A 26,002-nucleotide genomic window follows, 5' to 3' on the forward strand; every position below is an offset into this window, starting at 1 on the left:
ATGGCACGATCTGGATTGATGGCTGCTGCCCATAGCTCACCTTTCTTTGGAGTTTCTTTGGAGCTGCCGCAACCAAGAGCCTTGGCGATTTCTCTAGCACTGCGATCTACGGGACTTGTGAGCCAACCGGCAAGGGGCAGGAATACCTATTACTGTGATTAGGAAAGGCTGGAATTCCCTTGTTACTCCCCTATTTAAGAAAAAGGCTGTAATTTGAGTACAATAGTGGGGTGCCAAGGGCAGCTTGCCCTGTTGGTATGGCGTTTACCCTCAGTTAATCACTGCCTGCTATGGTTCAAGAGCGTAGTCTGCCCTCTTTGTCCATTCCCCAAACGACCATTACCCGTGAGCAGGGGTTAATGCTCTATGAGGATATGGTACTGGGGCGCACCTTTGAAGATAAGTGTGCCGAAATGTACTATCGGGGGCGGATGTTTGGCTTTGTGCACCTCTACAACGGTCAAGAAGCTGTCTCTACGGGCGTGATCAAGGCCTTGCGTCCCGATGACTACGTCTGCAGTACCTATCGCGATCACGTCCATGCCCTAAGTGCCGGTGTGCCTGCCCGTGAAGTGATGGCTGAACTCTTTGGCAAGGCCACAGGGTGCAGCAAAGGCCGCGGCGGCTCAATGCACCTGTTTTCTGCCAAGCATAATTTCTTGGGGGGCTTTGCCTTTGTTGCTGAGGGGATTCCTGTGGCTATGGGGGCTGCCTTTCAGACAATGTATCGCCGTCAAGTGATGGGCGATGCCAAAGCTGATCAGGTCACCGCTTGCTTCTTTGGCGATGGGGCCAGCAATAATGGCCAGTTCTTTGAGTGCTTGAATATGGCATCACTCTGGAAATTGCCGATTCTCTTCGTTGTAGAAAATAACAAGTGGGCGATCGGCATGGCCCATGAGCGTGCCAGTTCGGAAACAGAAATCTACAAGAAGGCCAAGGTCTTTGGCATGGTGGGTGAGGAAGTAGATGGTATGGATGTGTTGGCGATGCGTACAGTAGCTGAGGCAGCGATCGCCCGTGCCCGTGCCGGTGAAGGCCCCACCCTTATTGAAGCTTTGACGTATCGTTTCCGGGGTCACTCCCTTGCGGATCCCGATGAACTGCGCTCCAAGGAAGAGAAAGAGTTTTGGCTGAAGCGGGATCCTATCAAGAAGCTGGGGGCCTACCTCGTGGAGCAAGAACTCGCCACTAGCGAAGACCTACGGGCGATTGAGCAAAAAGTACAGGGGATTGTGGAGGATGCTGTGACCTTTGCCGAGGAAAGTCCGGAGCCTCAGCCTGAAGAACTCTATGACTATATCTTTGCAGATGAGTAATTGCGGCTCAATTCGGTTGACCACATTACAATAGAAAAAACTCTCCTAGAGCATTGGCATGCTGTTGACGCCTCACCTCCTATTTGCTTGGCTGGATGGTCTTTGGGATGGGATATTCTCCACCCAAGGAATTATGATCCTGCTGCTGATGGGCTATGCAGGGGCAATGTGGCTCTTTTTGTCCAGTGCTCCCACGGTTTACACCATCATGGTCTCGGATCTAGAGCACGCACGACAGTTCTATGAGCAGGAGTTGGGTTTACCCATTGCCGATGTGCCCCTACACTACTACTACAACTATGAGCAAACCCTTGGCGTGGCCTCGATGGATCCCCTCTATGTGCCCTCGGCCCTGAGCTACAGCAGTCCAAAGCGCCCCAGTCCCAGTGATGGTTTGTGGTACCAACTCAAGAAAAATACCCAACTCCATGTTATTAGGGGTGCTAGCAAGGGGGAACGCAATCGCCAGCGCCATCTCTGCTTTGACCGTGAGTGCCTTGAACTCCTGTTGTTGCGGATTCAGCGGCGGCAACTACGCTACAAAATGCGGAGCGATCGCCCCCTCAATTTCCTTGTGAAGGACTACGACGGCACTGTGATTGAAATGGCAGAAATTTCGGCGCGGCCATGACAAATCTCCAAGAACTCCCCAGTCGTGGCCATCTCTTGACAGAGCAGATCAATCCCGCCAGTCAAAACCTCGATCAGCTCACCCCCCTGGAACTGGTTGATCTTTTTAATCGGGAAGATGCCCAGACCCTGCGGGCGATCGCCCAAGCCCGCGAGGCCTTAGCCCAAACCATTAGTGCCACAGCAGCCCGCCTCCGCCAAGGGGGACGGCTTTTTTACATTGGTGCTGGCACCAGTGGTCGTTTGGGGGTTTTGGATGCTGCGGAATGTCCACCCACCTTTTGTACACCGCCCCATTTGGTTCAAGGTATTCTCGCTGGGGGTGACGCAGCCCTGGTGCGCAGTTCCGAAGGGCTGGAGGATCGCTACGAAGACGGTGCAGCCGTGGTGGGCGATCGCCAGATCACGGCTCAAGATGTGGTAATTGGCATTACCGCTGGCGGCACAACTCCCTATGTCCATGGAGCACTGGATGCTGCCCAAGGGGTGGGGGCGCTGACTGTGTTTATGGCCTGCGTTCCCGTAGAACAAGTGCAGCGCAGGGCTGACATTGATATTCGCCTGTTAGTGGGGCCTGAACTTCTTGCTGGATCCACCCGCTTGAAGGCGGGTACCGCAACAAAAATGGCACTGAATATCATTTCCACAGGGGTGATGGTGCAGTTGGGCAAAGTCTATGGCAACCGCATGGTAGATGTGGCCGTCACCAATCGTAAACTTCTGGATCGTGCCCTGCGGATTCTCACTGATCTCACAGGAATTGATCGCGCAGCGGCAGCGGCGCTTCTCGAGCGCAGTGGCTACCAAGTGAAGCGTGCCCTGCTCATGCACTGGACAGGCCTGGATGCCGTTGCTGCCCAAGCCCTACTGGCGCAACATAATGGCCAACTGCACGCGGCCAGAGGTGCTGCCCTTGACCCCTAGATGCCCACTTTGAAGCCGAAACCACGACCGTTGCGGGGTTCCTCAAACTGCCTGTACACCCTGGGTTCTGGGCGGGCAGGCACAGGGGAAATCTCTAGGCTGTTTTCAATCTCCGCCATACTACTTACAGGCTGGACGGCATTGGGACTTGCCCCAGGATTGGGGGCCGATTGCAGTGCCGATCGCAACTCGGGACTCACTCGAATCGTGCCAATGGCAGCAGAATCAGCAAAGGCAGGTAAAGCACTCAGCATACTGGCAACAATCGCCCAGGTGAGGGTGGAAAGACGCATAGGGAGAGACCTCAAAGGGGGTAAAACTAGGTATTTATAACCCCTAACTGCGTTGGGAGCATTCTCTATGTGCTCTATTTTAGCGATTGGGTAGGAAGCCTTGCGCCTTACGGTTGACGCAGCCTCGCTGAGTGTCGGGATGAAAGCCGTGCTGGCTGCGTGGAGTACTGCTAGCTACATGTGCGCAGCAGTAAGCAATCTCTGTTGCTGAAGGTGTCTTAGTTTTCGATGTATTTTCATAGGGTTAATACCGTGACACCTCCCCATGACGCAGTGAAATGCAACTCATACCAAAGCACATTTTTCCACTAGAGCTGATTCATTAATGGGGTAACCCCTATGAGACAGGGGGCGGTCGGGCATCCCGCCCTTAAAGCTCAGGAAAGCCCCGATGCAGGAGCAGAGGTCACGAAGAAGCCTGCACTTTAGGCGTCAGGATGGGCGTTGGAAGTATGTCACAAAAATTTCTGCTGATCTCTACCCCCACCCATAGGGTAACGATACAATCAGGACAGCCATTGGGGGTATGAGAAACGTGAATCATACATTTTTAGTGGATGGGGGACGGTGGCTGCTCAAGGGCACCTGGCTAGAGGCCAATCAAGAACCCCTTCCAGTGACGGGGAGGATTCTTGTCTCCTACGGCCAAGATGACTGGTTTTCAATGGCGGCCAAGATCACATTTCCCGATCAAGTTAAGCCAGAATTAGTGTTGCAGTCACGGGGAAAGTTGGAACTGGATGAGCAGGTGTTTACCTATGTGCTCCAACACAGCCTCTTGGGTCGGCTAGAAGGGGAGGGCTGGATTACCCCCCGTGCGATCGTGCAGCAGTTTATTTTGCTGGGGGATGTCAACCGCTGTACGGGTTTTGAGCACTACTGGCAGTTGGATGCCAATCACTACACCCTTCTTAGCGGCATTCACAACAACCATAAGCTCAAACATTTGCTTGAGGCCACCCTCGAGCGGGTTTAGTGGGGGCTAGGGATGCGCTGGCAATGGCGTATCTATGAGGAACCTCTGCAGGAACCTTTGACAACGGCGCAGGGGATCTGGCGATCGCGCTCAGGGATTTATCTGCGTCTGGAAGATGAACAGGGTCAAGTGGGCTACGGTGAAATTGCCCCCCTCCCCGGCTGGGGCAGCGAAACCCTCAATGCTGATATTGCCCTGTGTGAGCAACTCCCTGGCTACCTGACCCCAGAGATCATGGCCACGATTCCAGAGGCGTTACCGGCTGCCCAGTTTGGTTTTGCCACCGCATGGCAGAGTGTGGGGCGATTGCCCTATAGAGTGCGTCCTTGGCCAATCTGCGCACTTTTAGGGAGTGGTCAGGCCGCCCTTGAGCAGTGGCAGCAGCCTTGGCAGCGGGGACAAACCACCTTCAAGTGGAAAGTGGGTGTCCTGTGCCCAGAGGCGGAGCAAGAAATTCTCAAGGCGTTACTGGCAGCCCTGCCCCAAGGGGCAAAATTGCGCCTTGATGCCAACGGCGGCTGGGATGTGGCAACTGCAACCCACTGGTTGACTTGGCTCGATCGCCATGGGAACGGCAAAATTGAGTATGTGGAGCAACCGCTACCCCCTGACCAATGGCAAGCTCTATTGAGCCTTGCCCAAGCGGTGACAACAGCGATCGCTCTCGATGAAAGTGTGGTCAATGCTGCGCAATTGCAGCGTTGGGTCGATCGCGGCTGGCCGGGACTCTTTGTGATTAAGCCGGTTCTCTTTGGTCCTCCAGAAGCACTGAGTCTCTTGTTGCGTCGGGGTTTAGAACCGCAGCAGCTAGTCTTTTCCTCTGCCCTCGAAGGGGCGATCGCCCGCACGGCAATTTTTCATCTTTTGGAAACATGGCAACCCTGTTATGCCCTCGGCTTTGGTGTTGACCGCTGGCGATCGGCACCCCTGCTGACCACCTTGGCTGAGTACGACGCAGAATGGCATCGCCTTGACAATTATGGTAAAACTTACTATAAGTAAAACATCCTCGACATCCCAGAACAATGACAGGCTTCACCTTGGCCACCAGTGACTACAGTTTGTTGACGGATCTCTATCAACTGACAATGGTGGCCACCTACGCCGGCGAAGATTTGGCTTGGACACCCGCCAGTTTTGAACTCAGTGTGCGGCGATTGCCCCGAGGCTATACGTATCTGGTGGCGATGGGGTTGGCTCAGGTACTGGAGTATTTGCAACAGCTGCGGTTTACGCCTCAGCAAATTGATTACCTCAGAGGTCTGGCGGTTTTTGAACGTGCACCGGCAGCATTTTGGGAGCTATTGAGCCAGAGTGAGTTCCGCGGCGATGTCTGGGCGGTTCCGGAAGGCACAGTCGTCTTTGCCCAGGAGCCCCTGCTGCGCATTGACGCCCCCCTCTGGCAAGGCCAGTGGATAGAAACTTGTCTGCTCAATATCGTCAACTACCAAACCCTTGTGGCCACCCGTGCTTCCCGGCTGCGACAGCTGGTGGGGGAAGAGGTGGATCTCCTGGAATTTGGCACGCGGCGCGCCTTCAGTCCGCAAGCGTCCCTGTGGGCAGCCCGCTCTGCCCTAGCGGCAGGATTTACGGCCACTTCCAATGTCCTTGCTGCGCAGCAGTTGGGGATGGTTCCCGTAGGCACCATGGCCCATTCCCTAGTCATGGCGATCGCGACCCTCAAGGGTACGGAACAGGAGGCCTTTACGGTTTTCTTGCGCTACTATCCCGAAGGGGCACTCTTGGTAGATACCTATGACAGCCTTGCCGCCATTGGCACCCTTGCCGATCGCCAAGCCGCTGGGGAGATTTTGGTCAAGGCGGTGCGCATTGATTCCGGGGATCTCTTGAGCCTCTCCCAGAAAATCCGTCAACTGTTGCCCCACGTCAAAATCATTGCCAGTGGCGATCTCGATGAGGGGGAAATTCGCCGCCTGCGGGCAGCGGGTGCCTGTATTGATGCCTATGGCATCGGCACGAAGCTGGTTACGGGAGAACCGGTCAACGGTGTCTATAAGCTGGTGGAGATCAATGGTCAGGGGGTAATGAAGATCTCCAGTGGCAAAATGACCCTACCCGGACGCAAGCAAATTTATCGCCGCCCCAGTGGGGATTGCCTTGCCCTTGCCAGCGAGGAACAGGTTTGGGGTAAACCGCTCCTTGAACCAGTTATGAGGGAAGGGTGCCCCCTTTATCCGCCGGAGTCATTGATGACCATTCGCGATCGCCACCGCGCCAGCCTCGCGGAATTGCCAGAGACTCTCTTGGATGTGACCCAGCCCGTCGTCTATTCCCCTGCCCTTGCCGCCTTGATCCAACAGTTACGACAGCGCCCATGACCATTGCCCTTTTTGGTACCAGTGCCGATCCACCCACAGCCGCCCACGGGGACATTCTCCAGTGGTTGAGCGATCGCTATGACCGCATTTTGGTGTGGGCAGCCGATAACCCCTTTAAGGGGCAACAAACCCCCTTGCCCTATCGCCAAGCCATGCTGAATTTACTGGTGCGCAGTCTCAACCGCCCCAATGTCGAGCATCACCCCGAACTCAGCCACCCTTACACCCTCTATTCCGTTGAGCAGGTGAAGCAGCAGTGGCCAGGGGAACTCCTCACCCTTGTGGTGGGCAGTGATGTCCTTGCGAAGCTACCCCAGTGGTACCAGGCGGAAAAACTCCTCGGCCAGGTGCAACTGTTGGTCCTGCAGCGTCCTGGCGTTGTCATTGCCCCTAAGGATTGGCAAGTGGTGCAGCGGCTGTGTCCCCACGTAGAACTGGCGAACTACTGCGGGCCAGCGGTTTCCTCGACAACCTATCGGCAACAGGGGGATACCCAACAACTCCTGCCAGCGATCGCCCAGTATATTCAGGAGCAAGGACTTTACTCGCACCCATGACGGTCTCCCCTTTGCCCCTGGCAGAATTTGTCGTTGGCGTGGACAACGTCATTTTCTCCGTGGATACGGATCAAAATCGCCTCCTGGTGCTACTGGTGCAGCGACAACAGCCCCCCTTTGCCGGTTATTGGAGCCTGCCCGGCACCCTCGTACGGCAGGGGGAATCCCTTGAAGCCGCTGCTTACCGCACCTTGGCGGAAAAAATTCGCGTCAGTAACCTCTATCTGGAGCAACTGTACACCTTTGGCGAATCGGACCGGAATCCCACCTATGGCAAACGCTATTTGTCTGTGAGTTACTTTGCCTTGGTGCGCTTTGCCGATGCCGAACTCATTGCTCCTGGGGAGTTGCCAGTGCAGTGGTTTGCCCTGAGTGCCTGTCCTGATCTGGCCTTTGATCACAGCAAAATTTTGGCCTATGGTCACCGCCGCCTCTGCAATAAGCTGGAGTATAGCCCTGTGGCCTTTGATGTGCTGCCGGAGTATTTCACCCTCAACGATCTCTATCAGTTCTACAGCACCGTCCTAGGGGCTAACTTTTCCGACTACTCTAACTTCCGCTCCCGGCTTCTGAAATTGGGCATCTTGCAAGATACGCACCAGAAAGTCATCCGCGGGGCGGGGCGACCGGCAACCCTCTACCGCTTCGATCGCGAGGCCTTTGCACCCCTGAAGGATAAGCCCCTTGTTTTTGTCTAACCTTTGAGGAATTGTCTATGGCTGTGCATCTGTGGATTGCACAACTGAACCCCACCGTCGGCAGTCTCAGAGCCAATGCGGCAGCGATCGCCACCGCCGTCCAGGAGATCCGCAGCCAGCACCCTGTGGATTTGGTCATTACCCCGGAGCTGGCCCTCTGTGGCTATCCCCCCAAGGATCTGCTGCTCAACCGCCATTTTGTTGAGGCAATGCAGCAGGAACTGCACCACCTGGCCAGTGCCCTGCCCCCAGCGGTGGCTGTACTGGTGGGAACCGTTTTGCCCAACCCTGACGCTGGCCTCAAGGGTCAAAAGCCCCTCTACAATGGCGCTGCTCTCCTGCGGGCAGGTGAGGTGCAACAGGTCTTCGCCAAGCAGTTGTTGCCCACCTACGATGTCTTTGATGAGTGCCGTTACTTTGCCCCCGGCAGTACAGAGAATCTCTTGACATTGACGACGGCCACCGATCAGCTCAAAATTGGCGTCACAATTTGTGAAGACCTGTGGAACAATGAGCAGTTTTGGGGGCAGCGGCACTACGAGCGCAATCCCGTTGCGGAATTGGTGGCTCAGGGAGCGGATTTGATTGTGAATCTCTCGGCCTCCCCCTACTGTGTGGGCAAACCCAAGTTGCGGCAGGCGTTGATTGAGCACACAGCGCGGCAATATAACTGTCCCTTGATCTATGCCAATCAGGTCGGGGGCAATGATGACTTGGTTTTTGATGGCACCAGTTTAGCGGTAAATCGGCAGGGGGAAGTGGTGAGCCGCGCCAAGGGGTTTCGTGAGGACTACCTAGCCGTGCGCTGGCGAGATGGCGATTTGCAACCCACCGCTATGATTGCTCCCTTGGCCAGAGGTGAAGCGGCGGAAATTTGGCAAGCCTTGGTTTTGGGGGTGCGGGATTATGCCCGTAAATGTGGCTTTCGGCAGGTGGTGATTGGTCTCAGTGGCGGTATTGACTCAGCCTTGGTGGCGGCGATCGCCACCGCTGCTGTTGGCAACAAACAGGTGCTGGGGGTGCTGATGCCCTCCCCCTACAGTTCCGAGCACTCGATTACGGATGCCAAGGACTTGGCAGCGAACCTGGGCATTGCCACGCAGGTTTTACCCATTGCTCCCCTGATGCAGACCTACAGCGAGGTGCTGGCTCCCCTTTTTGCCGGCACTGCCAGCGGCGTGGCTGAGGAAAATATCCAAGCCCGCATTCGCGGTACCCTGCTGATGGCGATCGCCAACAAGTTTGGCCACTTGCTCCTTTCCACCGGCAATAAATCAGAACTAGCGGTGGGCTACTGCACCCTCTACGGCGACATGAGTGGCGGGCTCGCCGCCATTGCCGATGTCCCCAAAACCCGTGTTTATGAGCTGTGCCATTGGCTGAACCAGCAGGCAGCGCAGGGCAGTCCTATTCCCGATCTGCCAATCGCTGGCCCCGTGGTGATTCCCCCCCACATTCTCAGCAAAGCCCCCAGTGCTGAGCTCAAACCCGGCCAACGGGATCAGGATAGCTTACCACCCTACGACATTCTTGATGGCATTTTGGCACGGATGATTGATCGCCACCAGTCGGATCAAGAAATTGCCGCTGCAGGATACGATCTCGACCTTGTGCAGCAAGTGCGGCGCATGGTTCAACGGGCAGAATTCAAGCGCCAGCAGGCAGCACCGGGCTTAAAAATTACCGATCGCGCCTTTGGTTCCGGTTGGCGCATGCCGATCGCAGCCCAGTGGTAGGCCGAGGGTAGCACTCCCAGCAGCGGGAAAAATCATGGTGGTGGATCCGATGAGCATCGCTGTTGCGGTGGGTATTTTCGTCTTTGTCTTTTTGTTGGCCAATTGCCAACCGCATCCTGGAATCGCGAACCCCCTTAAGGAGGTGTTACTCCCCTTGGGTTTTACATGGATCGAGACCACTGATCCCTACCTCTGCGAGCGCAAAGCCACCCTCCGGCTATGCAGGAACCCTTGAGCAAGCCTATTCTCGCCCCATTGACGGCCCGCTGCTGGCTATCTGAGAACAACGCCCATCTGGTTGGCCCATCTGGTTGGGATGATCGCCCAGCCTTTCCCCACTGAGCCCTGGATTTTGGTGTCTGTGCCTACCGCCAAAGGAATGATTGGCGCAATGGTACGCAGGATGTTTGATAGGGTCCTATTGCCATCCCACTTTGTCAAAATCCCGGTTTGTCAAAGTTGAGCCGCAGCTCTTCGGAGCCTCTGGCGTAATTTGCACTCTCCACCCAAACCCCTCCTCCTGTTCCCTGCCCTAGGGCCAAATTTGTCAATGTATGACCTGTATTACCTGCGGCAATGTGATTCTGCGCTCTGGTGGTCAGAGACTCCTGATTGAGCGCCTGTCGTTGACCGGTCAAGAACCTTGGGATGAGGCAATTCAGCAACGGGTACGGACAACTCCCCTCATCCAAAAGACTTTATGAACTCTTCCAGCTGGGTGAGAGGAATCCCATTGCTTGGAGTTCTTGGGTGAGGCGCTGGGCTTCCGCCGGATTTTGATCCCGCAGCAGGACAATGGCTTGACGTAGTTTGTCAAGGCCGGCACTGACCTGTCCTAGACGCAGCAGCAGTGCCCCCTGGTTTTGATAGGCCAAGGCACAGGTCGGATCTAACCTTTGCAGGCGATCGTAGGTGGCCAGGGCATGCCCCCAGCGTTTTAATTGCTTTTGGGCTTCCGCCAGCCGCAGATAGGTAGCAAGATGCATCACCTCAGGGGTGGGCGTCCCTAGAGCCATTTCATAGGCGGCAATTGCCGCTTGCCACTCCCCGCGCTCAGCGTAGAGATTCCCTTGCTGATAGTAAAGTTCATGGGCGATCGCTGGCGGAAGTATCTCAGTCTTTAAGCCCTGTTCTAAACACTGCTGAGCCTGCTCCCAGTCGCCCCTAGCCAGATATACACCGGCTAATTTACTCCACAGGTAGGCATCCTCAGGGTGCTGCTCAAGGTGGTGACGCATGATCCGCTCAGCCCGTTCCTGCTTTTGCTGCCGCTGGTCGCCCAGATAGCCACTGTGGACAATGGCAACACCATTGACATGACCAATTTGCCAATGGGGTTCTCGCTGTTGTAGCGCCAAAACGCTGTCATCAATGGTTTCGTGGTAGGGGCGCTGAAAGGAGATGGCGGGATGACGGCGAAAGAGACGCGCTACGGGCGTATAGGGGGGAATGACACCCAGTTCCTGCCGCAGCAAGGTCACCACCAGCCAGTTGGGTTGCTGGCAAATTTGGGGCAGCAAAGCAGCAAAGGCAGGGGTGAGGGTTTCATCAGCATCCAAAACTAAGACCCACTCAGTGGTCACATACCCTAAAGCAACATTGCGGGCAGCGGCAAAATCATCTTGCCAAGGAATTTCATAGACCTGTGCCCCCCAAGCGCGGGCGATCGCCACCGTTTCATCCTGCGACCCCGTATCCACAATTACTGCCTCATCAACAACGCCGGCAACACTGGCTAGGCACTGGGGTAAGCGTGCCGCCTCATCCCGCACAATCATGCAGAGGGTAATGGCCATAGACCCTAGGCAAAGTCGCCAATCAGCTTTACTTCCGGGTGCAGCCACACCGCCCAGCGATCGGCCACAGCAGTTTGCACATAGCGGATCAGATGATAGACATCCATGGCCGTTGCACCACCACAATTAAGGATAAAGTTGGCGTGTTTTTGGGAAACTTGGGCATGTCCAATCTGGTAGCCCTTCAGGCCCGTTTGCTCAATTAGCCAACCCGCTGTCCACCCTTGGGGATTGCGGAAGACACTGCCACAGTTGGGGAAATCGTAGGGCTGCGTCCGCAGGCGATCGCTCAGGTGTTTTTGGGTATCTGCTTTCACTTGGGCAGGATCATGGCCGGGTTCCAACTGCCATGTGGCTTGCAGGACCAAGCGCTGCGTATCCTGAAGACTCGATGTGCGGTAGCCATAGCCCAACTCCCGTGCCGACACCACTGCCAACGTGCCATCGGGTTCTAAAATCACTACTGACACCAGCCGCTCCGCTGTACAGCCGCCATGGGCACCGGCATTCATCACCACTGCCCCTCCAACGGTGCCGGGGATGCCAACAACCCACTCCAGACCACGCCAGCCGAGTTTGGCACTCTGGTGAGCCAACTTGGGCAAGGGATAGCCTGCACCCACCGTCAGTTGTCCCGTCTCTAGATCAGTTGTGAGATAGCGCAGATGCTTAGTGGAGATCACTAGCCCCGGCACACCGCGATCGCTCACCAGCAGATTAGACCCTGCCCCCAAAACCGTAATCGGCAGTGCCTCCTCCTGTGCCCAAGTATAGGCCGCTTGCAGTTCAGCAATCGTACGCGGTTCCACAAACCATTCGGCACAGCCACCGACGTTGAGGGTGGTTAAGCCCGCTAGGGAGACTTGACGTTGTAGGGGGCACTGGGTTTGGGGCAAGCAGGCCAAGGTCATAGGGCGATCGCCTCAGTGAGGGGAGAGACACTGAATTGTTCCTGATCCGCCATGACAGACGGAATCAGTTGATTGAGGTTGCCAGCCCCAAGGAAGATGACCAAGTCGCCCGGCTGCAGCAGATGCGCCAAGCGAGTTTGTACCGCTTCAAAGGTGGGGCAGTAATCCACTGAAGCATGATACTGACGGGCACAGGTGGCAACATCGGCACCACTAATGGTGCCGGGATTGGGTTCGCCGGCACTATAGATATCCGTGAAGATCACGTGATCCGCGGCGCTGAAGCACTGGCCAAAGGCCTCGAGAAAGATTTGGGTACGGCTATAGCGGTGGGGTTGAAACACCGCCACGATCCGTTGCCAAGGGGCTTGAGTACCCACTTGGAGGCGGGCTGCCTCTAGGGTAGCCATAATTTCACTGGGATGGTGGGCATAGTCATCAATGAAGCGAATTCCATTCACCTGTCCCCGTTCTTCAAAGCGGCGGCGGGCACCGCGAAACTCTAAAAGAGCAGCAGCAATGGTGGCAAAGTCAATGCCGAGATACCGTCCCACTGCAATCACCGCTAGGGCATTTTGCAGGTTGTGGGCACCCAAAACATTCAGTTGCAAAATTCCAAGGGAGGTGCCCCGCTCCCAAATCCGTGCCGTCGTCCCCTCAGAGGTGTATTGAATATGATCCACACAGTAGTCCACCCCTGCTTGCCGTTGCAGACTATAGGTCAACAGGCGCGGATGATGCAGGCGATCGCGGATATTTGGACAATCGGCACAGGCAATCACAATGTCTGCTTGAGTAGCAAACTGCTGAAACGTGGCCACCACCTCTTCAAGGGAATTGTAGTGATCGGGGTGGTCAAGTTCAATATTAGTAATGACGCCAATATGGGGATGGAATTTGCGCAGGGAGCCATCAGACTCATCAGCTTCAGCCACAAGGTAAGGACTTTGACCCACACGGGCGTTGCCCTGCCATGCCGCCACTTCCCCCCCAACAATAATTGTTGGATCTAGCCCAGCCTGTAACAGCAAATAGGCAATCATACTGCTGGTGGTTGTCTTACCGTGGGTACCGGCAACGGCAATACTTTGGCTGCGGTGCATCAGTGCCGCCAGTACATCGGAACGGTGAAAGATTGGACAGCCTAAGTGTTGAGCCGCTTGATATTCAGGGTTATCGCTGCGAATGGCGGTGGAGCAAATGACCTGAGGGAGTGGGGTGAAGGGATACGTTTCAAAGTTAGCAGCACTCTGGCCAATAAAAATCCGCACACCTAACTCAGCCAGTTGCTCGGTCAAACGATTGGGACGCAAATCGGATCCAGACACCCTAAAGCCCTTTTTGGCCAGAATGTAGGCAAGGGCTGACATCCCAATACCGCCAATGCCAATGAAGTGGAATGGACGTCCGCTAAACTCCATCACTGGCCGATTTGCCACAAGCAACTCCTTTACTCCGCCAAAAGAAAATTTTTAGAACCAAAAATAGTAGTGTCAATAGACTCAAGTCAATGAATTGAATATCAACTTAGGCATGAACTAGGTATAAATTCTTAGGCTAATCATAGCAGGTTACCTTGAAGCTCCATGGGCTAATACTGGCAGATCTGGGGTGAATATGTCACCTTGAGCGAAAAAATTTTTTGCAGGCAGTTTATTGAGCATAGCTCAGTCTAGGGTTGATTTCAGGAGTGGCTCAAGAGTTCGACAAAGAATAAACTCTAGCGGAGATAAATTCAGCGGGGTGTATGGTAGAAGGTTGATACCGCCTTGTCGGTGTGCCGTTATCTTGCTGAGGACTGGGAATGCTGACGAACTTGCTAGCTTGGAGTATGGCGATCGCCAGTTTAGGCTTGTATCTGTTGGGCTTCTTTCTGCCGGAACTGTACCGTAGGTTTGATCTGGTGGCCAGTGGCGCGGGATTATTCTTTGCCTTGACCCTGTGGATCTATGGCGATCGCATTGGCGGTGGCTTGCTCCTAGGAATGACAGCTGCAGTGGCTTTAATCCTTTGGTTTGGCGGGCAGACCCTCAGCTATCGCTGGCAACTGACCCACCCCGGCGATCGCACCGATACCCAAAAAGCCCAAGCCCTTTGGCAAAAAGTCCAGTCTCTGCTGCCCGAAGGTACCTTTGCGAAAATCAGTGAGCCACTGAAAGGCCTGGTGAGTCGCTTGGGCAGGGGCTTCCGGAAGCAGCCCGATCGCCCCCAGGCTGCCGTGGATACTCCGCCACCGCCGATGGATACTGGCAACATCAAAGCAGATCTGTGGACAGCAAGCACCCCCACTACCGTTGCTGAACAACCCACTCCAGCCACTGCGGCAGCTGCCGCAGTCCCAGCAGAATCTGCGGAAGCTGAACCAACGGCCAGCCCAACTGCAGACACACCGGCTAATCACGAAGGGGCCGAAACTATCGCCCCAGAAGAGTCAAGTGTTGAAACGCTACAGCCGCCAACTGCTAGTACCCCAGAAGAGCCAGCACCAGCAACAATTACTGCTTCAGAAGCAGCGGTGGCCCCCTCGGAAGAGCCAGCCCCTCCTGAAAAAGGGGTTGAGGCTCCAGAAGCCACAGTGACCGCCGCAGCACCAGAAGAACCCGCATCTCCTGAAACAGTTGTCAATGCTCCAGAACCCACAGCAACCCCTAAGGCAGGGGCAGAGCCGCCTTTAGTCTCTGAAGCTGCTGCCGATGCTCAACCCACAGAAACGATGCCCCCAGCACCGCAATCGCGCACCTCTGCCGCCGATCTCCTAGGGGATATTCCTGAAAATAGTGATGTTGAGGATGCTGAGGACGAGGCAATGGCAGAGGGGATAACCATTGAAAATCCAGAACCTACTGAGGACAGTGACTGGCCGCCCCCCGAAGCCCGTCTGTAACATCTCACTCCAGCGGGTACAGGGCAGGACGAATCGCCGCAAAAGTTCATAAAGTCAGGAATTCATAACTTTTGCCACTTTTATTTTCTCTGAAGCAAAGCTTAATAGAATCTTAATTTTCCCCTAACTTTCCCCAAAAATGCCCCAATTTTCCCAAGGTTTTCCACAGATGGGGGTAAAGTTTTCCACAGGCCTTTGCGCTGTGATTAGGGTTCAAGACATTTCTGGGGATAACTGCCGCTGGCGCCTTGGGGAAAACGTGAGGAGCGCCAAAAGTCTGGAAATGCCCATTCTGTCGTCGATTGTGATCGCCAAGATGGGTGAAAACAAGGATTGACAGCCCCTAGGATAACCCAGACAATGGAGTTCCACCGATAGAGATTCACTTGCTCTGAAACCTTGGGAGTGTAGGGCTAAATCCCGCTCTGAGTCAGCGGTTTGGGGATTTGGTCAGAACTTTTATGGGAGTTTTCCACAGGTTTACCCAGGGCGAGCTGATTGTGCCTGCAATTTTGTTTTTATTGAGGTAACTGACGGTATGAACGCGCAAGCCACGATTAGTATTCTTGCCGAGATTCCAGAGGAGCTACACGAAACCCTGAAATACTACCTCGAGCGGCATCCCGATTGGGATCAGGATCGCGTATTTGTGGCCGCACTGTCACTCTTTTTGCTGCAAAATGGAGAATGCGATCGCCGCACGGCACGGGTCTATCTCGACTCGTTGTTTAAGCGATCCTAAACACTTTGGAGGGTAGCAAAACGGGTGATGGAGGTAGATGTCGCAATTGTTGGGGGTGGTCTCAGTGGCCTGAGTGTTGCTTGGCGGTTGCAGCAGAGCGCCCCGCAGTACAGTGGGGTTCTTTTAGAGGCTAGCGATCGCCTGGGGGGGAATATCACGACCCAAGGGGCGGAGGGTTTTGTCTGGGAACTGGGTCCCAATAGCTTTGCACCCACCCCTGCCCTCCTACAACTCATTGCTGAGGTGGGCTTGCACTCAGAGCTAATTCGGGGCGATCGCCACCTACCGCGCTACATCTACTGGCGGGGGGAACTCTACCCCCTCGAACCCACCCGTCCCCTTGCTTTGGCCACCTCAAATTTACTCAGCCCTTGGGGAAAAGTGCGGGCAGCCCTTGGTGCCTTGGGGTTTGTGCCCCCCTATCTGGGCAGTGGGGATGAGTCGGTTAATTCATTTTTCCGTCGCCATTTGGGGCAAGAGGTGGCTGAACGACTGGTGGCCCCCTTTGTCTCTGGGGTTTACGCCGGTGATCCGCAACAATTGAGTGCCGCTGCTGCTTTTCGTCGTATTGCCCAACTGGAAAAACTAGGGGGTGGGCTCATTGCCGGCGCCCTGCGCCTGCGGCGCCAACAACCTCCTAAACCAAGGCCACCTGCAGAGGTGCAAATGCGACCAGGGGAACTGGGCTCCTTTAAGGAAGGCTTGGCTGCTCTGCCGCGGGCGATCGCCCAACAATTGAAGGCACCGGTTCACCTGCAAACCCCCGTTGAAGCAATCACCCCAGAACCCAATGGTGGCTATCTGCTGCGCAGTGGTGAGCAAACGTGGCAGGCCCGCAGTGTGGTCTTGGCAACGCCTGCCTATCAAACCGCGGCGTTGGTAGCGCCCTTTCAGCCAGCGATCGCCCGTGTTTTGGCTGCCATCCCCTATCCCACCGTGGCCTGTGTGGTCTTGGCCTACCCCGCGGGACTGGGACGCAGTGTACGCCCCGGATTTGGCGTACTGATTCCTCGTGGCCAGGGCATCCGTACCCTTGGCACCATTTGGTCGTCCTGTCTTTTTCCCCAACGCACCCCCGCCGGCTGGCAAGTCTTTACAAGTTTTATTGGCGGTGCCACGGATCCTGATTTGGCTAGCCTTAGGGAAGAAGCCATTGTCCAGCAAGTGCAGCAGGATTTGACCCGCCTCCTTGATTTACCCGCCGCCAAGGCACGATTACTCGGTATGAAAGTTTGGCGACGGGCGATTCCCCAATATCTTGTGGGCTACCCTCAGCAGTGGCAGCAGGTGACCCATGCCCTCAGCCAAACCCCTGGGCTTTTCCTGTGTAGTAACTATGCGGAGGGGGTGGCCTTGGGCGATCGCGTCGAACATGGCAATCGAACCGCTGCTGCTGTTGCTGCCTACCTTTCAGGAGGTCAATCCTAGGGATGTCGCTGTCGGACTATATGAATGCGGCTCTGGAGCGGGCGGTTTATCACTTCAATGCAGAGGATGGTCTGATTTACGGTGAAATTCCTGACCTTGAGGGGGTCAAGACCAATGGCAAGACCGTACTTGAATGCCGCGGGCGTCTTGCCGAACTCTTGGAGGATTGGATCTATTTCCATGTCTCGCGGGGGATTCCGGTACCGGTAATTAACGGCATTGAAGTTCCCGTACGCGAGACTTTCTGAGCCCTAGCCTCTTTGGATACCGCTTATCTATAGAAAAAGGTTGTATTCTCAATAGGCCGGCGATCGCTGCCCTGTAACATAAACGAGCAAACATAGCATAAGATTATCGGTAAGGTTAACGAAGCGATACATCCGCTCTACTAAGGAGGACATCACCCTATGGCACTCGTACCCATGCGCTTGCTGCTAGATCACGCAGCCGAAAATGGCTACGGCATCCCCGCCTTCAACGTCAACAACATGGAGCAAATCCAAGCCATCATGCAGGCGGCCCACGAAACCGACAGTCCCGTGATTTTGCAAGCATCGCGGGGTGCCCGTAAATATGCTGGGGAAAACTTCCTGCGTCACCTGATTTTGGCTGCGGTGGAAACCTACCCCCACATTCCCATCGTGATGCACCAAGACCATGGTAACGAGCCTGCCACCTGCTACTCCGCCATTCGCAATGGGTTTACCAGTGTGATGATGGATGGCTCCCTCGAAGCCGATGCCAAAACCCCCGCCAGCTACGAGTACAATGTGGCTGTCACCAGTGAAGTGGTAAAAGTCGCGCACTCCATTGGTGTTTCTGTGGAAGGCGAGCTGGGCTGCCTTGGTTCCTTGGAAACCGGTAAAGGGGAAGCTGAAGATGGTCACGGGTTTGAAGGTGCCCTCGATCACTCGATGCTCCTCACCGACCCCGATCAGGCTGTAGACTTCGTTGAGCGCACCCAAGTGGATGCCCTTGCAGTGGCCATTGGAACCAGCCACGGTGCCTATAAATTTAGCCGCAAACCCACCGGCGAAATCCTCGCCATCAGCCGCGTGGAAGAAATCCACCGCCGCTTGCCCAATACCCACTTGGTGATGCACGGCTCTAGCTCGGTGCCCCAAGAATTGATTGACATCATCAACCAGTACGGCGGTACAATTCCCGAAACCTACGGGGTGCCCGTGGAAGAAATCCAAAAAGGCATCAAAAGCGGTGTGCGCAAAATCAACATTGACACCGACAATCGCCTAGCCATTACCGCCGCGGTGCGCGAAGCTCTGGCCTTGGCACCCAAGGAATTTGACCCTCGTCACTTCCTCAAGCCATCTATTAAATACATGCAAAAAGTGTGTGCCGATCGCTATCAGCAATTTGGTACCGCGGGTAACGCCAGTAAAATCAAGCAACTCAGCCTCGATGACTATGCCGCCAAATACGCCAAGGGTGAACTGAAGCAAGTAACTCAGAAAACCGTGGTGGTTTAGGAACTCTGCGATCGCTAAGAAACGATAAGTCATGCAACGGAGGGTGGCTACGGTCACCCTTTTTCATTTGAATATCAATAAAAAAACGATGCTTCTATAGTTATCAATGTTTAGTATAGTTTCACTCAACGGGCTTGGAGGGACTCGAACCCCCGACCTGCTGATCCGTAGTCAGCCGCTCTAATCCACTAAGCTACAAGCCCAAGTCAGGAACACTATACTAGCATGAATTTTCCAAGATCTCAAAGGGGGAACAAAAAATTTGCCCACTGGTGTGCCATAGTCGGGAGCGGAGGCCATTGACCCAAAGAGACCCAAAGAGATAAATGCTGAAGAAACTCCACCGCTGGTGCTTGACCACTCCTCATCTGCCGCGATCGCTGGTGGCCTTTGCTGTCAGTCTGGCCGCCCTTACCCTTTTAGATAGCGGTGCTCAGGTCGTCGTAGCTCACCTCAAACGCACTGCTCCAACCCTCTTTGCTTGGTCAGTTGCGGGCACCTTTGACACCAGTTTTGCCCCAGAGGTGTGGCTGTCAGTCATCGGCCTCACCCTTGGCACGTTGATTATTGTGATTTCCATTGCCGCCCAAAATATCCCCAAGATTACTGAACTGTACATGCAGGACTGGATCAGCCTGATCTATGTCTGGAGCCTAGTTTTGGGAGGTGCTCATATCTTCTACATCAAGGTTTTGCAGGACTTGGGGAGGCAGCCCGTTGGCAGCATTCTCTTGAATTTGTATGGACTGTTGCCCTTAGCCATTTTGACGGCGCTACCCTACATTTTCTATATCCTGCAGTCGATCCAGCCGGAAAGTGTGGTGCAGCAAATTTACCGCCACCAGTCTCGCTACATGAGTCAACTTGCCGTCATCTTCAGGGATAGATTCTCCTACCAACCCCAGTTTCTGCGCCGTAGTCAAGCCTACCTCATTGCCGGCCTAAACCAATTGGACGATTTGCTGGCCTATGTGGCATTTCGTGGGACGCAAGCAGAAATTATTAGCGCTGTCAGTGAACTGCTTCAGGACTATATCAGTTGCAAGCCGAACTATCCAGACTATTTCTTTCGCTTGAGTGGTGCGGTGAAGGGGGATATTGCCTTCAAGACCATGTTTGATCAATTTAGCCAGATTGAAGAGAACCACACCTTCTACGAGCAAAAGTGTTTCCGGCTCCTAGGGAATGCCTATGTGCGCTTTTTGGAGGAGGGGCAGTTTCCCCTAGCATCGTTGTGTGGCTCCCAGATGTGCGCGATCGCCCAACACATTCTCAGTAGAGGCGATGACATTTTGCTGGACTTAATCATTATTCGCTTCAATACCATGATGCGCTTTGCCATTAAACACGGTAATCGTCACAATGAGGCACGCAACCTCTATAACTTAGCCTTTCACTATCGGCGGTTTATTGAGAGTCTGGTACATTACCAGCGCCCCCACCTCACCCAAAAATGTGTGAATCATCTGCGGGCTTACGGCAATGAAGTGTATGAGTTGGCGCAAAGTAGTCCTGCCCTTTATTTCATTGTGGATGTCTTTGCCGCTGAGCTCAAAAAGGTCTTAATCCTCGTGAATGAGCAGCGGTGGGAGGAGCGACTACAACTGGAACTCCTTGAGGAAATGCTTCGTTTGGATAATCCGCCGGAACTGCGCCCACCCCAAAATAGCGATCGCCCCTATGGCAAAAGTACAGGCGTGCGCCTACTGCAAATGGGGCTCGCTCTCTTTTACTTGGCACGGCAGCAACCCCAGTTTGCCCAGCGGATTGTTGAGGACATGGTGGAGGATGCAGTGGTTTTGGGCCTGTCGGAATTCAAGCGCCTCTTTCATCAAAATTGCGATCGCCTGCGCCAAGCTGAGCCAAGGTTTTGGGAGGACACCGATCGCGGCAATGCCAACCTATACTACTCAGAGCACACTGAGCAACTCGGCGCCCTACAGACCCTTGTGGATCGCGCTTGTCACACTCTGGAGCTGGCTGAGTCGTCCTAAAGCATGGTAAAGCATGGTATAGTAATAAGTCTGAGGGCGAGTGGCGAAATGGTAGACGCACTACACTCAAAATGTAGCGGGGTTTCCCCATGTCAGTTCGAGTCTGACCTCGCCCATTCCCTAGCCACCACCAAAGACTTGGATATTGGCAAAGGCACATACCGGTGAAGCATGGCCGACACGAATGGCTTGATTGGGTTCGCCCTTGCCACAAAACGGTGTGCCAAAGAGGCCCAAGGTGGAGACATCTCCCACAGCAATCAAACTCTGCCAAAATTCTGGGGTCGTGCCGCGATAGTTGGGATTGCGCAGTGTGCGGGTCAGGCGGCCATTTTCAATCAGCTTGGCATATTCACAGCCAAACTGAAATTTGAGGCGATAATCGTCAATTGACCAAGAGCGATTGGATGCCATGTATACCCCTGACTCGATGTTGCTGATCATCTCATCAAAGGATTGTGTCCCCGGCTCGATGTTCAAGTTGGCCATACGATCAATGGGGGGACGATTCCAAGAACAGGCACGGGCATTGGCCACACCATCAACCCCTGCGCGCTGCTGGCTTTCAAGGCTCCCTAGACCCCGCAGCAGGCGTCCTTCCTTGATCAGATAGAGGCGTTTCGCCGGCACCCCCAAGTCATCAAAGGCATAGCTGGCCAGTTCACCGCTAACGGTGGGATCAAACGTCACATTCAAGAGGGGGGAACCATACTGCCGCTGCCCAAAGTCCTCAAGGCGAATAAAGCTGCCGCCGGCGTAGTTGCGCTCATCCCCCAAGATGCGGTCCAGTTCTAGGGGATGGCCAATGCTCTCATGGATTTGCAGCATCATTTGGTCGGGGGCAAGGACCAGCGTTGTGGTTGTTTCTGGGCACTCTTGGGCCCTGAGGAGTTCAACGGCCTGCTCGCCAATGTGACGGGCGCGATCCCTCAACTGATCAGCACTCAGCCACTCTAGCCCTCCTTGATAGCAGCGGGCTAACCAACCGTGATCTGTCCGTTGCTGCACGACCCCTGGCCCCTGAGCCGTAGCACTCATGTCCGTGAGCACTTGATAAAACTGCTGTTCAATTTGACCGCCATCACTGCTGAACCACTGGCTAGTGGTCTCTACGGTTTGGACAAAGGCGCGGGTTTGTATAATCTCGTCACTCACCTTCAGGCTATGGCAAATATCCTGAAGTAGGTAATTCAACTCCGCCGCTGAAAGGTTATCAAAGGGTTGCTGTTGGGGCGATCGGTAGTGCCCCTTGCCCTTGCCCCGCGCGGCTGGTGTAAAGTTAAAGACCCGCCAATGGGCGGCCGTTTTCGCCTGTTGATAGGCCCGCCGAATCGCCCCATGGATGGCGCTGGGGCGCAAATCTGGGGTTGCTGTATAGGCAAATTGACCATCCACAAGGACCTCTACCATGACACCCCGTTGGCGCGATCGCTGGTTCATTTCAGGATGTCCATCCCGAGCACTGCGAGTCGTGACAATTTCCTCAACGTAACGTAGGCCTAGCCAATCGAGGGGTAAATCAACCTGATTCAAAATAGCAGTCAAGTTCGGTGCAGTCATGCCAGCGTGGTACTGTAGGGGATGGTAAAGTTTGAATCTTTTCCTATGCTAACGGCTTTTACTGCGGGGCTAACCCTAATCACAATTTCTGAGTTAGGAGACAAGACCTTTTTTATTGCCATGATTTTGGCAACTCGTCATAGCAAGCGGTGGGTCTTCCTAGGATCATGGGCAGCTCTAATGGTGATGACAGTGCTTTCAGTGGCCGTGGGCAAGGTCTTTCAACTTTTACCCCGAGAGTTCACCGTTTCCGCCACGATTTTGCTCTTCACCTTTTTTGGTCTCAAGATGCTGATTCAAGGCTGGCGGATGGGGAATAGTCCCTGTGAGGACGAGTGTGAAGCGGCAGTGGAAACAGTGGAAAAAGCGGAAGCCAATCTCAGCCGTTGGGGCAGTAACCCTGCTTGGGCAGCATTTGTGGAAGCCTTTAGTTTAACCCTTATGGCCGAATGGGGCGATCGCACCCAAATTGCCACAATTACCCTTGCTGCCGCTAGCCAGGCCTTCGGTGTTGCCCTCGGTGCCATTGCTGGCCACGGGATTTGTACCGCGATCGCTGTCTTGGGTGGCGGCTTGCTAGCTGGGCGCATTTCAGAACGGACACTGACCTTGGGCGGTGGTGCTTTATTTTTAATCTTCGCGATTGTCACCGCCTTACAAGGGACGCCCAAGCTGTCTTAGGTTGATTATCTTGCTCTCAATCGGAAGCACCTATAGGAGTCGGCCAGAGGTGGAAAACGCCTGCACCGCAGCACAAATAAACTCCTCAAGGGAGCGCACTCCCGCCTGATCCTCAAACACGTTTGGGAGATTGTTTTGGATTTTGGCGCGAATCCACTGGCGATAGTCAGCATTTTGACCCAGTTCGATCGCTTTTTGAACATAAGCAGACGCATCTGGGGCAATTAACTCGGGTATCCCCAACAGCGTCAGAATAGCAGCTGTATGCCGCCCCCGCATAAAGCGCCCCGGTGTCGTCACCATCGGTACTTGGGCATAGTACAGCGCTTCTAGGGTTGAATTGCCCCCTGACCATTCTAAACTGTCTAAGAAAATATCCAGACAGTGCAACACTGAGGTGAAGCCATAGAGGTTTAAGGGGCGAGAGAAAAAGCAGTACTCCCTATAGTCAAGATTTTTGGCAGCAAAGGCCCGTCCTAGGCGCTGTTCAAACCGTTGGCGGCTCTTTTTAGTCATAAAGTGGGTAATAAAGACAAATTGGCAATTTTCCACAGCTGCGGCAATTTCTGGATAGACATAGTCAAACTGTGGCAGATACTTGAAGACACTCTGGAGGCAGCCGTAGATAACCGCATCACTTTTGAGGCCAAATTCCTCGCGGGTAATGGGCGATCGCGAGTCTGGCGGCATAGGACTAAAGGCAATCCCCAAGTTTTTTAGCCTGATGAGTTTTTCAGCGTAATACTTTTCGCCATCGGCTGGTTCCATCAGCTCACTACTGAGGAAATAATCAATTGTGGGCAGGCCAGAGGTGTCGGGATGCCCCCAAGACATACATTGAATAGGGGCCAATCTTAAAGCGGCAATCTGAATCACTTCTAAATCCATCCCCAGTTCGGGAAAAATCACTAAATGCAATTGATCAGCGCGGATCTCCTCAAACCATTCTTGAGGGGATTTGCTGCCCATGACAAAACGATGACAGTAGGTTTTTGCTTGCTCCGTGCAGCGATCGCTAAAATCCCTCACATAGTAACCGTACATCTGAAACTTTTCTCGATCGAGATGTTTGAGCCAGCCATGGAGCATCAGTTTCCAAACCGTATGCTCAAAAAAGTGACCGGAGACGAACCCAATCCGCAGTGGCTCATTGGCCTTAAGGGCTGGCATCTGTGGCCGTTCCTGGGCAGATGGAATAACACTCATCATGACTTCATGGACCATCCGGCCGTATTTTCGTTGCAGATCGCGGGTTTCATCCCCCTGATAGGGCAGTAAAAATGTCCCCAGCATCCCCAACCACTGATACAGATATTTCTTCTGATCCAAAGGGAAGCTTTGAAACCGTTGATAGAAATCGGATATCGATTCCCTAATTTTTTGGCGACATTCATTTAGCTCTTCTACATCTTTGTAAACGTAGAGGAGATAACTTAGAGATTTGAGAAAATCAATGCCAATTTGCCAGTCGGGTCTGAGTTCAATGGCTCTTTCGTAGGCCCTAAGGCACTGTTGCAAATCGCTATCAGCACCACTGAGCAGTGCCAAACGATACCAAGCTTCTGCTAGGTTAGGATCTATTGCTAGGGCATGATTGAGAGCGGAGATGGCTGCTTGATGGTTTTTGTACTTCCATTGATTCAGCGCCAGTTTTTGCCATCCCTGGACAAAGGCAGGATGGGTTTTTTGCGCAGCAGTTTGTTGAATAAATTCCTCGATACACCCCATAATTGAGAGCCTAGCAATGACGACGGTATTGGTCCAAATTTAGGAATGCTCTTCCTTGCTTTGGGACACAATCTCACTATGGTTGTAGATTTTTGCCTATCCGTTTTACAGCTTGCCACACTGCGCACCCACTCCGAGCACTATTCTATTTGTGTTTTCTTGTGCTGCCACAGGAGCGGGCACCCTGGCGATCGCCCGACTTGGCACGTTCCTGAGTGACATTCAAAATAGGCACCCTCTACTGCGGTGAAAAATCGTTATTGGGTTCGAATTTGGGACAAACCTGCCCCTGGGTAGTAGGCGCCTAAGATTTGCAGATAGTTGTAACCGCGCTTGCCCAACTCATAGGCGCCTGTCTGACTCATGCCACGCCCGCCAAAGACCTCCCGCACAATATCGTCGGTAGCGGCATACATCGAAATCATGATGCGGCCGCTTTTGGTGAGAACAATACCCCGCGTCGCTTGCACTGCCGCTTGAGTGGTGTTCCACTCCGTCTCAATGCCGCGATACACTTGCCAGCGTTCGTCGTTCCCCAGATCAAAAAAGCGGCTAGCGGGCTGGAACATGTGGGCAAGGGCATAGGAACGGGCGGCGATCGCCTGGGCCTTTAGGGTCTCCATTGGCCAGTCGGGATAGACCTCTGAACCGACCACACTCACTAAGTACTCTTCTAAGTCCACTTGATTGACAGCCGTGATGGCATTGCCCTGGGCAATGAGGCGGACAATACCGCGATACCATTTATCGCCAACAAAGGTGAGTTGATTGCTGGGGCGAAGCCACAGGGAGGGGGCAAGGGGTTGACCATTCCAGAGCAACATACCCTCGCGGGCCGTTACCACAACTCCCTGGGAAGGAGCAAGGTGCGTTATCACCTGCTGTTGATCATTGGTGACGGTAGTGGCGACTGCGGTGCCAACAATGAGTTGACTTTGATCGCGGGCGATCGCCACCCGTACTTGAGGGGCAGGGCCTTGGCTCGGAGGCACGGGTTGCAAAGCCACTGGGGGCAACATTGCCTTGGCATGGGTAGAGGCAGCCATCGGTGGCTGAGGGGCTGTCTTCGGGACAGTTGCCAGTAGGGGATCGCGGCCATCCAAAATCCGCCGGGGTAGCGGTCGTTCGAGCTGAACGGCATTCGGTAAAGGCATTGGTTCTGACAGCGCAATAGGTGTCGGTGATAAACTCCGCAAAAACCAGACTCCCAGACCCCCACTGGCGATCGTGGCCATCGTAAAGGAAATGAGCAAGGGTGAGCGTCCCCGTTTTGTCCCTTGGAACAGAACCCAGCTCATTCAGGTGTCATCTCCGCTAGC

At 54.3% G+C, this 26,002-nt stretch carries 24 protein-coding genes and 2 tRNA genes; 18 read left to right on the top strand and 8 right to left on the bottom strand.

Going from position 1 to position 26,002, the window contains the following annotated elements; translation table 11 throughout:
* Positions 1-290 precede the first annotated feature (290 nt).
* From pdhA to murQ, 3 genes are read left to right on the top strand one after another with little or no spacing between them, the layout of a single operon-like run.
* The gene (gene pdhA / locus NK55_RS03580; RefSeq protein ID WP_024124449.1) at positions 291-1,319 is read left to right on the top strand and encodes a pyruvate dehydrogenase (acetyl-transferring) E1 component subunit alpha; all 1,029 of its coding nucleotides are present in this window, start codon (positions 291-293) and stop codon (positions 1,317-1,319) included.
* Positions 1,320-1,377: 58 nt separating this feature from the next.
* Positions 1,378-1,950: a hypothetical protein gene (locus NK55_RS03585; protein ID WP_024124450.1), complete on the top strand. Its 573-nt coding sequence runs from the start codon at positions 1,378-1,380 to the stop codon at positions 1,948-1,950.
* Complete coding sequence (gene murQ / locus NK55_RS03590) at positions 1,947-2,873, top strand: N-acetylmuramic acid 6-phosphate etherase (RefSeq protein ID WP_024124451.1); 927 nt, start codon at positions 1,947-1,949, stop codon at positions 2,871-2,873. Before NK55_RS03585 ends, murQ begins: the two co-directional genes overlap by 4 nt.
* Here murQ and NK55_RS03595 read toward each other — a convergent pair.
* Complete coding sequence (locus tag NK55_RS03595; RefSeq protein WP_024124452.1) at positions 2,870-3,166, bottom strand: hypothetical protein; 297 nt, start codon at positions 3,164-3,166, stop codon at positions 2,870-2,872. The two genes, murQ and NK55_RS03595, sit on opposite strands and share 4 nt — an antisense overlap.
* Positions 3,167-3,692: 526 nt before the next feature.
* Between NK55_RS03595 and NK55_RS03600 the strand changes: the two genes are divergently transcribed.
* The 7 genes from NK55_RS03600 (at position 3,693) to NK55_RS13085 (ending at position 10,176) form a co-directional block, all read left to right on the top strand.
* Positions 3,693-4,142: a hypothetical protein gene (locus tag NK55_RS03600; protein WP_051372774.1), complete on the top strand. Its 450-nt coding sequence runs from the start codon at positions 3,693-3,695 to the stop codon at positions 4,140-4,142.
* 12 nt (positions 4,143-4,154) lie between these two features.
* Complete coding sequence (locus tag NK55_RS03605; protein WP_024124454.1) at positions 4,155-5,144, top strand: o-succinylbenzoate synthase; 990 nt, start codon at positions 4,155-4,157, stop codon at positions 5,142-5,144.
* 23 nt (positions 5,145-5,167) lie between these two features.
* Complete coding sequence (locus tag NK55_RS03610) at positions 5,168-6,481, top strand: nicotinate phosphoribosyltransferase (protein ID WP_024124455.1); 1,314 nt, start codon at positions 5,168-5,170, stop codon at positions 6,479-6,481.
* On the top strand, positions 6,478-7,038 hold the full coding sequence (locus NK55_RS03615) for a nicotinate-nucleotide adenylyltransferase (protein WP_024124456.1): 561 nt from the start codon (positions 6,478-6,480) through the stop codon (positions 7,036-7,038). Before NK55_RS03610 ends, NK55_RS03615 begins: the two co-directional genes overlap by 4 nt.
* The gene (locus NK55_RS03620) at positions 7,035-7,736 is read left to right on the top strand and encodes an NrtR DNA-binding winged helix domain-containing protein (RefSeq protein ID WP_024124457.1); all 702 of its coding nucleotides are present in this window, start codon (positions 7,035-7,037) and stop codon (positions 7,734-7,736) included. Before NK55_RS03615 ends, NK55_RS03620 begins: the two co-directional genes overlap by 4 nt.
* A 17-nt stretch (positions 7,737-7,753) precedes the next feature.
* Positions 7,754-9,472 carry an NAD+ synthase gene (locus NK55_RS03625; RefSeq protein WP_024124458.1) on the top strand — a complete coding sequence of 573 codons (1,719 nt, stop codon included), beginning with the start codon at positions 7,754-7,756 and terminating at the stop codon, positions 9,470-9,472.
* Positions 9,473-10,026: 554 nt separating this feature from the next.
* A complete protein-coding gene (locus NK55_RS13085) occupies positions 10,027-10,176 on the top strand; it encodes a hypothetical protein (protein WP_157869651.1) in 150 nt (49 codons plus the stop codon).
* On the opposite strand, the gene NK55_RS03635 is transcribed toward NK55_RS13085, so the two are convergent.
* The 3 genes from NK55_RS03635 to murC are packed head-to-tail and all read right to left on the bottom strand — an operon-like array spanning position 10,171 to position 13,600.
* Positions 10,171-11,268, bottom strand: coding sequence for a glycosyltransferase (locus tag NK55_RS03635; protein ID WP_024124459.1), 1,098 nt, complete (start codon positions 11,266-11,268; stop codon positions 10,171-10,173). The genes NK55_RS13085 and NK55_RS03635 overlap by 6 nt on opposite strands.
* A gap of 5 nt (positions 11,269-11,273) precedes the next feature.
* Positions 11,274-12,179: a UDP-N-acetylmuramate dehydrogenase gene (gene murB, locus NK55_RS03640; protein ID WP_024124460.1), complete on the bottom strand. Its 906-nt coding sequence runs from the start codon at positions 12,177-12,179 to the stop codon at positions 11,274-11,276.
* Complete coding sequence (murC, locus tag NK55_RS03645; RefSeq protein ID WP_041429041.1) at positions 12,176-13,600, bottom strand: UDP-N-acetylmuramate--L-alanine ligase; 1,425 nt, start codon at positions 13,598-13,600, stop codon at positions 12,176-12,178. The genes murB and murC overlap by 4 nt, the downstream gene beginning before the upstream one ends.
* A 383-nt stretch (positions 13,601-13,983) precedes the next feature.
* Here murC and NK55_RS12355 point away from each other — a divergent pair, with 383 nt between their 5' ends.
* The 5 genes from NK55_RS12355 to fba all read left to right on the top strand — a co-directional run bounded on the left by NK55_RS12355 (position 13,984) and on the right by fba (position 18,720).
* On the top strand, positions 13,984-15,063 hold the full coding sequence (locus tag NK55_RS12355; protein WP_024124462.1) for a Ycf66 family protein: 1,080 nt from the start codon (positions 13,984-13,986) through the stop codon (positions 15,061-15,063).
* Positions 15,064-15,601: 538 nt separating this feature from the next.
* On the top strand, positions 15,602-15,805 hold the full coding sequence (locus NK55_RS03660) for a DUF2811 domain-containing protein (protein ID WP_011056228.1): 204 nt from the start codon (positions 15,602-15,604) through the stop codon (positions 15,803-15,805).
* Positions 15,806-15,832: 27 nt separating this feature from the next.
* Complete coding sequence (hemG, locus tag NK55_RS03665; RefSeq protein WP_024124463.1) at positions 15,833-17,233, top strand: protoporphyrinogen oxidase; 1,401 nt, start codon at positions 15,833-15,835, stop codon at positions 17,231-17,233.
* Between the two features lie 2 nt (positions 17,234-17,235).
* Complete coding sequence (locus NK55_RS03670; RefSeq protein WP_051372775.1) at positions 17,236-17,481, top strand: type II toxin-antitoxin system HicB family antitoxin; 246 nt, start codon at positions 17,236-17,238, stop codon at positions 17,479-17,481.
* Between the two features lie 159 nt (positions 17,482-17,640).
* Positions 17,641-18,720 (top strand): class II fructose-bisphosphate aldolase, encoded by a 1,080-nt coding sequence (fba, locus tag NK55_RS03675; protein WP_011056231.1) that lies wholly within the window; start codon positions 17,641-17,643, stop codon positions 18,718-18,720.
* A 129-nt stretch (positions 18,721-18,849) separates the two neighbouring features.
* Here the strand turns inward: fba and NK55_RS03680 are convergent.
* A tRNA-Arg gene (locus NK55_RS03680) sits at positions 18,850-18,923 on the bottom strand.
* A 123-nt stretch (positions 18,924-19,046) separates the two neighbouring features.
* Here NK55_RS03680 and NK55_RS03685 point away from each other — a divergent pair.
* Positions 19,047-20,714: a hypothetical protein gene (locus NK55_RS03685; protein ID WP_024124466.1), complete on the top strand. Its 1,668-nt coding sequence runs from the start codon at positions 19,047-19,049 to the stop codon at positions 20,712-20,714.
* 34 nt (positions 20,715-20,748) lie between these two features.
* Positions 20,749-20,830 (top strand) — tRNA-Leu (locus NK55_RS03690).
* Between the two features lie 4 nt (positions 20,831-20,834).
* Here NK55_RS03690 and NK55_RS03695 read toward each other — a convergent pair.
* A complete protein-coding gene (locus tag NK55_RS03695) occupies positions 20,835-22,274 on the bottom strand; it encodes a TldD/PmbA family protein (protein WP_024124467.1) in 1,440 nt (479 codons plus the stop codon).
* 45 nt (positions 22,275-22,319) lie between these two features.
* Between NK55_RS03695 and NK55_RS03700 the strand changes: the two genes are divergently transcribed.
* A complete protein-coding gene (locus NK55_RS03700; RefSeq protein WP_041429043.1) occupies positions 22,320-22,955 on the top strand; it encodes a TMEM165/GDT1 family protein in 636 nt (211 codons plus the stop codon).
* Positions 22,956-22,985: 30 nt separating this feature from the next.
* Here NK55_RS03700 and NK55_RS03705 read toward each other — a convergent pair whose 3' ends face one another.
* Both NK55_RS03705 and NK55_RS13445 read right to left on the bottom strand, forming a co-directional pair.
* Positions 22,986-24,683 carry a hypothetical protein gene (locus NK55_RS03705; protein ID WP_024124469.1) on the bottom strand — a complete coding sequence of 566 codons (1,698 nt, stop codon included), beginning with the start codon at positions 24,681-24,683 and terminating at the stop codon, positions 22,986-22,988.
* A gap of 257 nt (positions 24,684-24,940) precedes the next feature.
* Entirely contained in the window at positions 24,941-25,981 is a 1,041-nt protein-coding gene (locus NK55_RS13445; protein WP_024124470.1) for a SpoIID/LytB domain-containing protein, read from the bottom strand.
* Positions 25,982-26,002: the final 21 nt, after the last annotated feature.

The organism is Thermosynechococcus sp. NK55a, from assembly GCF_000505665.1.
Classification (GTDB): Bacteria; Cyanobacteriota; Cyanobacteriia; order Thermosynechococcales; family Thermosynechococcaceae; genus Thermosynechococcus.

Coding starts and splice junctions, on each gene's coding strand:
- pdhA (WP_024124449.1), top strand. CDS start 291: ATGGTTCAAGAGCGTAGTCTGCCCTCTTTGTCCATTCCCCAAACGACC.
- NK55_RS03585 (WP_024124450.1), top strand. CDS start 1,378: ATGCTGTTGACGCCTCACCTCCTATTTGCTTGGCTGGATGGTCTTTGG.
- murQ (WP_024124451.1), top strand. CDS start 1,947: ATGACAAATCTCCAAGAACTCCCCAGTCGTGGCCATCTCTTGACAGAG.
- NK55_RS03595 (WP_024124452.1), bottom strand. CDS start 3,166: ATGCGTCTTTCCACCCTCACCTGGGCGATTGTTGCCAGTATGCTGAGT.
- NK55_RS03600 (WP_051372774.1), top strand. CDS start 3,693: ATGAGAAACGTGAATCATACATTTTTAGTGGATGGGGGACGGTGGCTG.
- NK55_RS03605 (WP_024124454.1), top strand. CDS start 4,155: ATGCGCTGGCAATGGCGTATCTATGAGGAACCTCTGCAGGAACCTTTG.
- NK55_RS03610 (WP_024124455.1), top strand. CDS start 5,168: ATGACAGGCTTCACCTTGGCCACCAGTGACTACAGTTTGTTGACGGAT.
- NK55_RS03615 (WP_024124456.1), top strand. CDS start 6,478: ATGACCATTGCCCTTTTTGGTACCAGTGCCGATCCACCCACAGCCGCC.
- NK55_RS03620 (WP_024124457.1), top strand. CDS start 7,035: ATGACGGTCTCCCCTTTGCCCCTGGCAGAATTTGTCGTTGGCGTGGAC.
- NK55_RS03625 (WP_024124458.1), top strand. CDS start 7,754: ATGGCTGTGCATCTGTGGATTGCACAACTGAACCCCACCGTCGGCAGT.
- NK55_RS13085 (WP_157869651.1), top strand. CDS start 10,027: ATGACCTGTATTACCTGCGGCAATGTGATTCTGCGCTCTGGTGGTCAG.
- NK55_RS03635 (WP_024124459.1), bottom strand. CDS start 11,268: ATGGCCATTACCCTCTGCATGATTGTGCGGGATGAGGCGGCACGCTTA.
- murB (WP_024124460.1), bottom strand. CDS start 12,179: ATGACCTTGGCCTGCTTGCCCCAAACCCAGTGCCCCCTACAACGTCAA.
- murC (WP_041429041.1), bottom strand. CDS start 13,600: ATGGAGTTTAGCGGACGTCCATTCCACTTCATTGGCATTGGCGGTATT.
- NK55_RS12355 (WP_024124462.1), top strand. CDS start 13,984: ATGCTGACGAACTTGCTAGCTTGGAGTATGGCGATCGCCAGTTTAGGC.
- NK55_RS03660 (WP_011056228.1), top strand. CDS start 15,602: ATGAACGCGCAAGCCACGATTAGTATTCTTGCCGAGATTCCAGAGGAG.
- hemG (WP_024124463.1), top strand. CDS start 15,833: ATGGAGGTAGATGTCGCAATTGTTGGGGGTGGTCTCAGTGGCCTGAGT.
- NK55_RS03670 (WP_051372775.1), top strand. CDS start 17,236: ATGTCGCTGTCGGACTATATGAATGCGGCTCTGGAGCGGGCGGTTTAT.
- fba (WP_011056231.1), top strand. CDS start 17,641: ATGGCACTCGTACCCATGCGCTTGCTGCTAGATCACGCAGCCGAAAAT.
- NK55_RS03685 (WP_024124466.1), top strand. CDS start 19,047: ATGCTGAAGAAACTCCACCGCTGGTGCTTGACCACTCCTCATCTGCCG.
- NK55_RS03695 (WP_024124467.1), bottom strand. CDS start 22,274: ATGACTGCACCGAACTTGACTGCTATTTTGAATCAGGTTGATTTACCC.
- NK55_RS03700 (WP_041429043.1), top strand. CDS start 22,320: ATGCTAACGGCTTTTACTGCGGGGCTAACCCTAATCACAATTTCTGAG.
- NK55_RS03705 (WP_024124469.1), bottom strand. CDS start 24,683: ATGGGGTGTATCGAGGAATTTATTCAACAAACTGCTGCGCAAAAAACC.
- NK55_RS13445 (WP_024124470.1), bottom strand. CDS start 25,981: ATGAGCTGGGTTCTGTTCCAAGGGACAAAACGGGGACGCTCACCCTTG.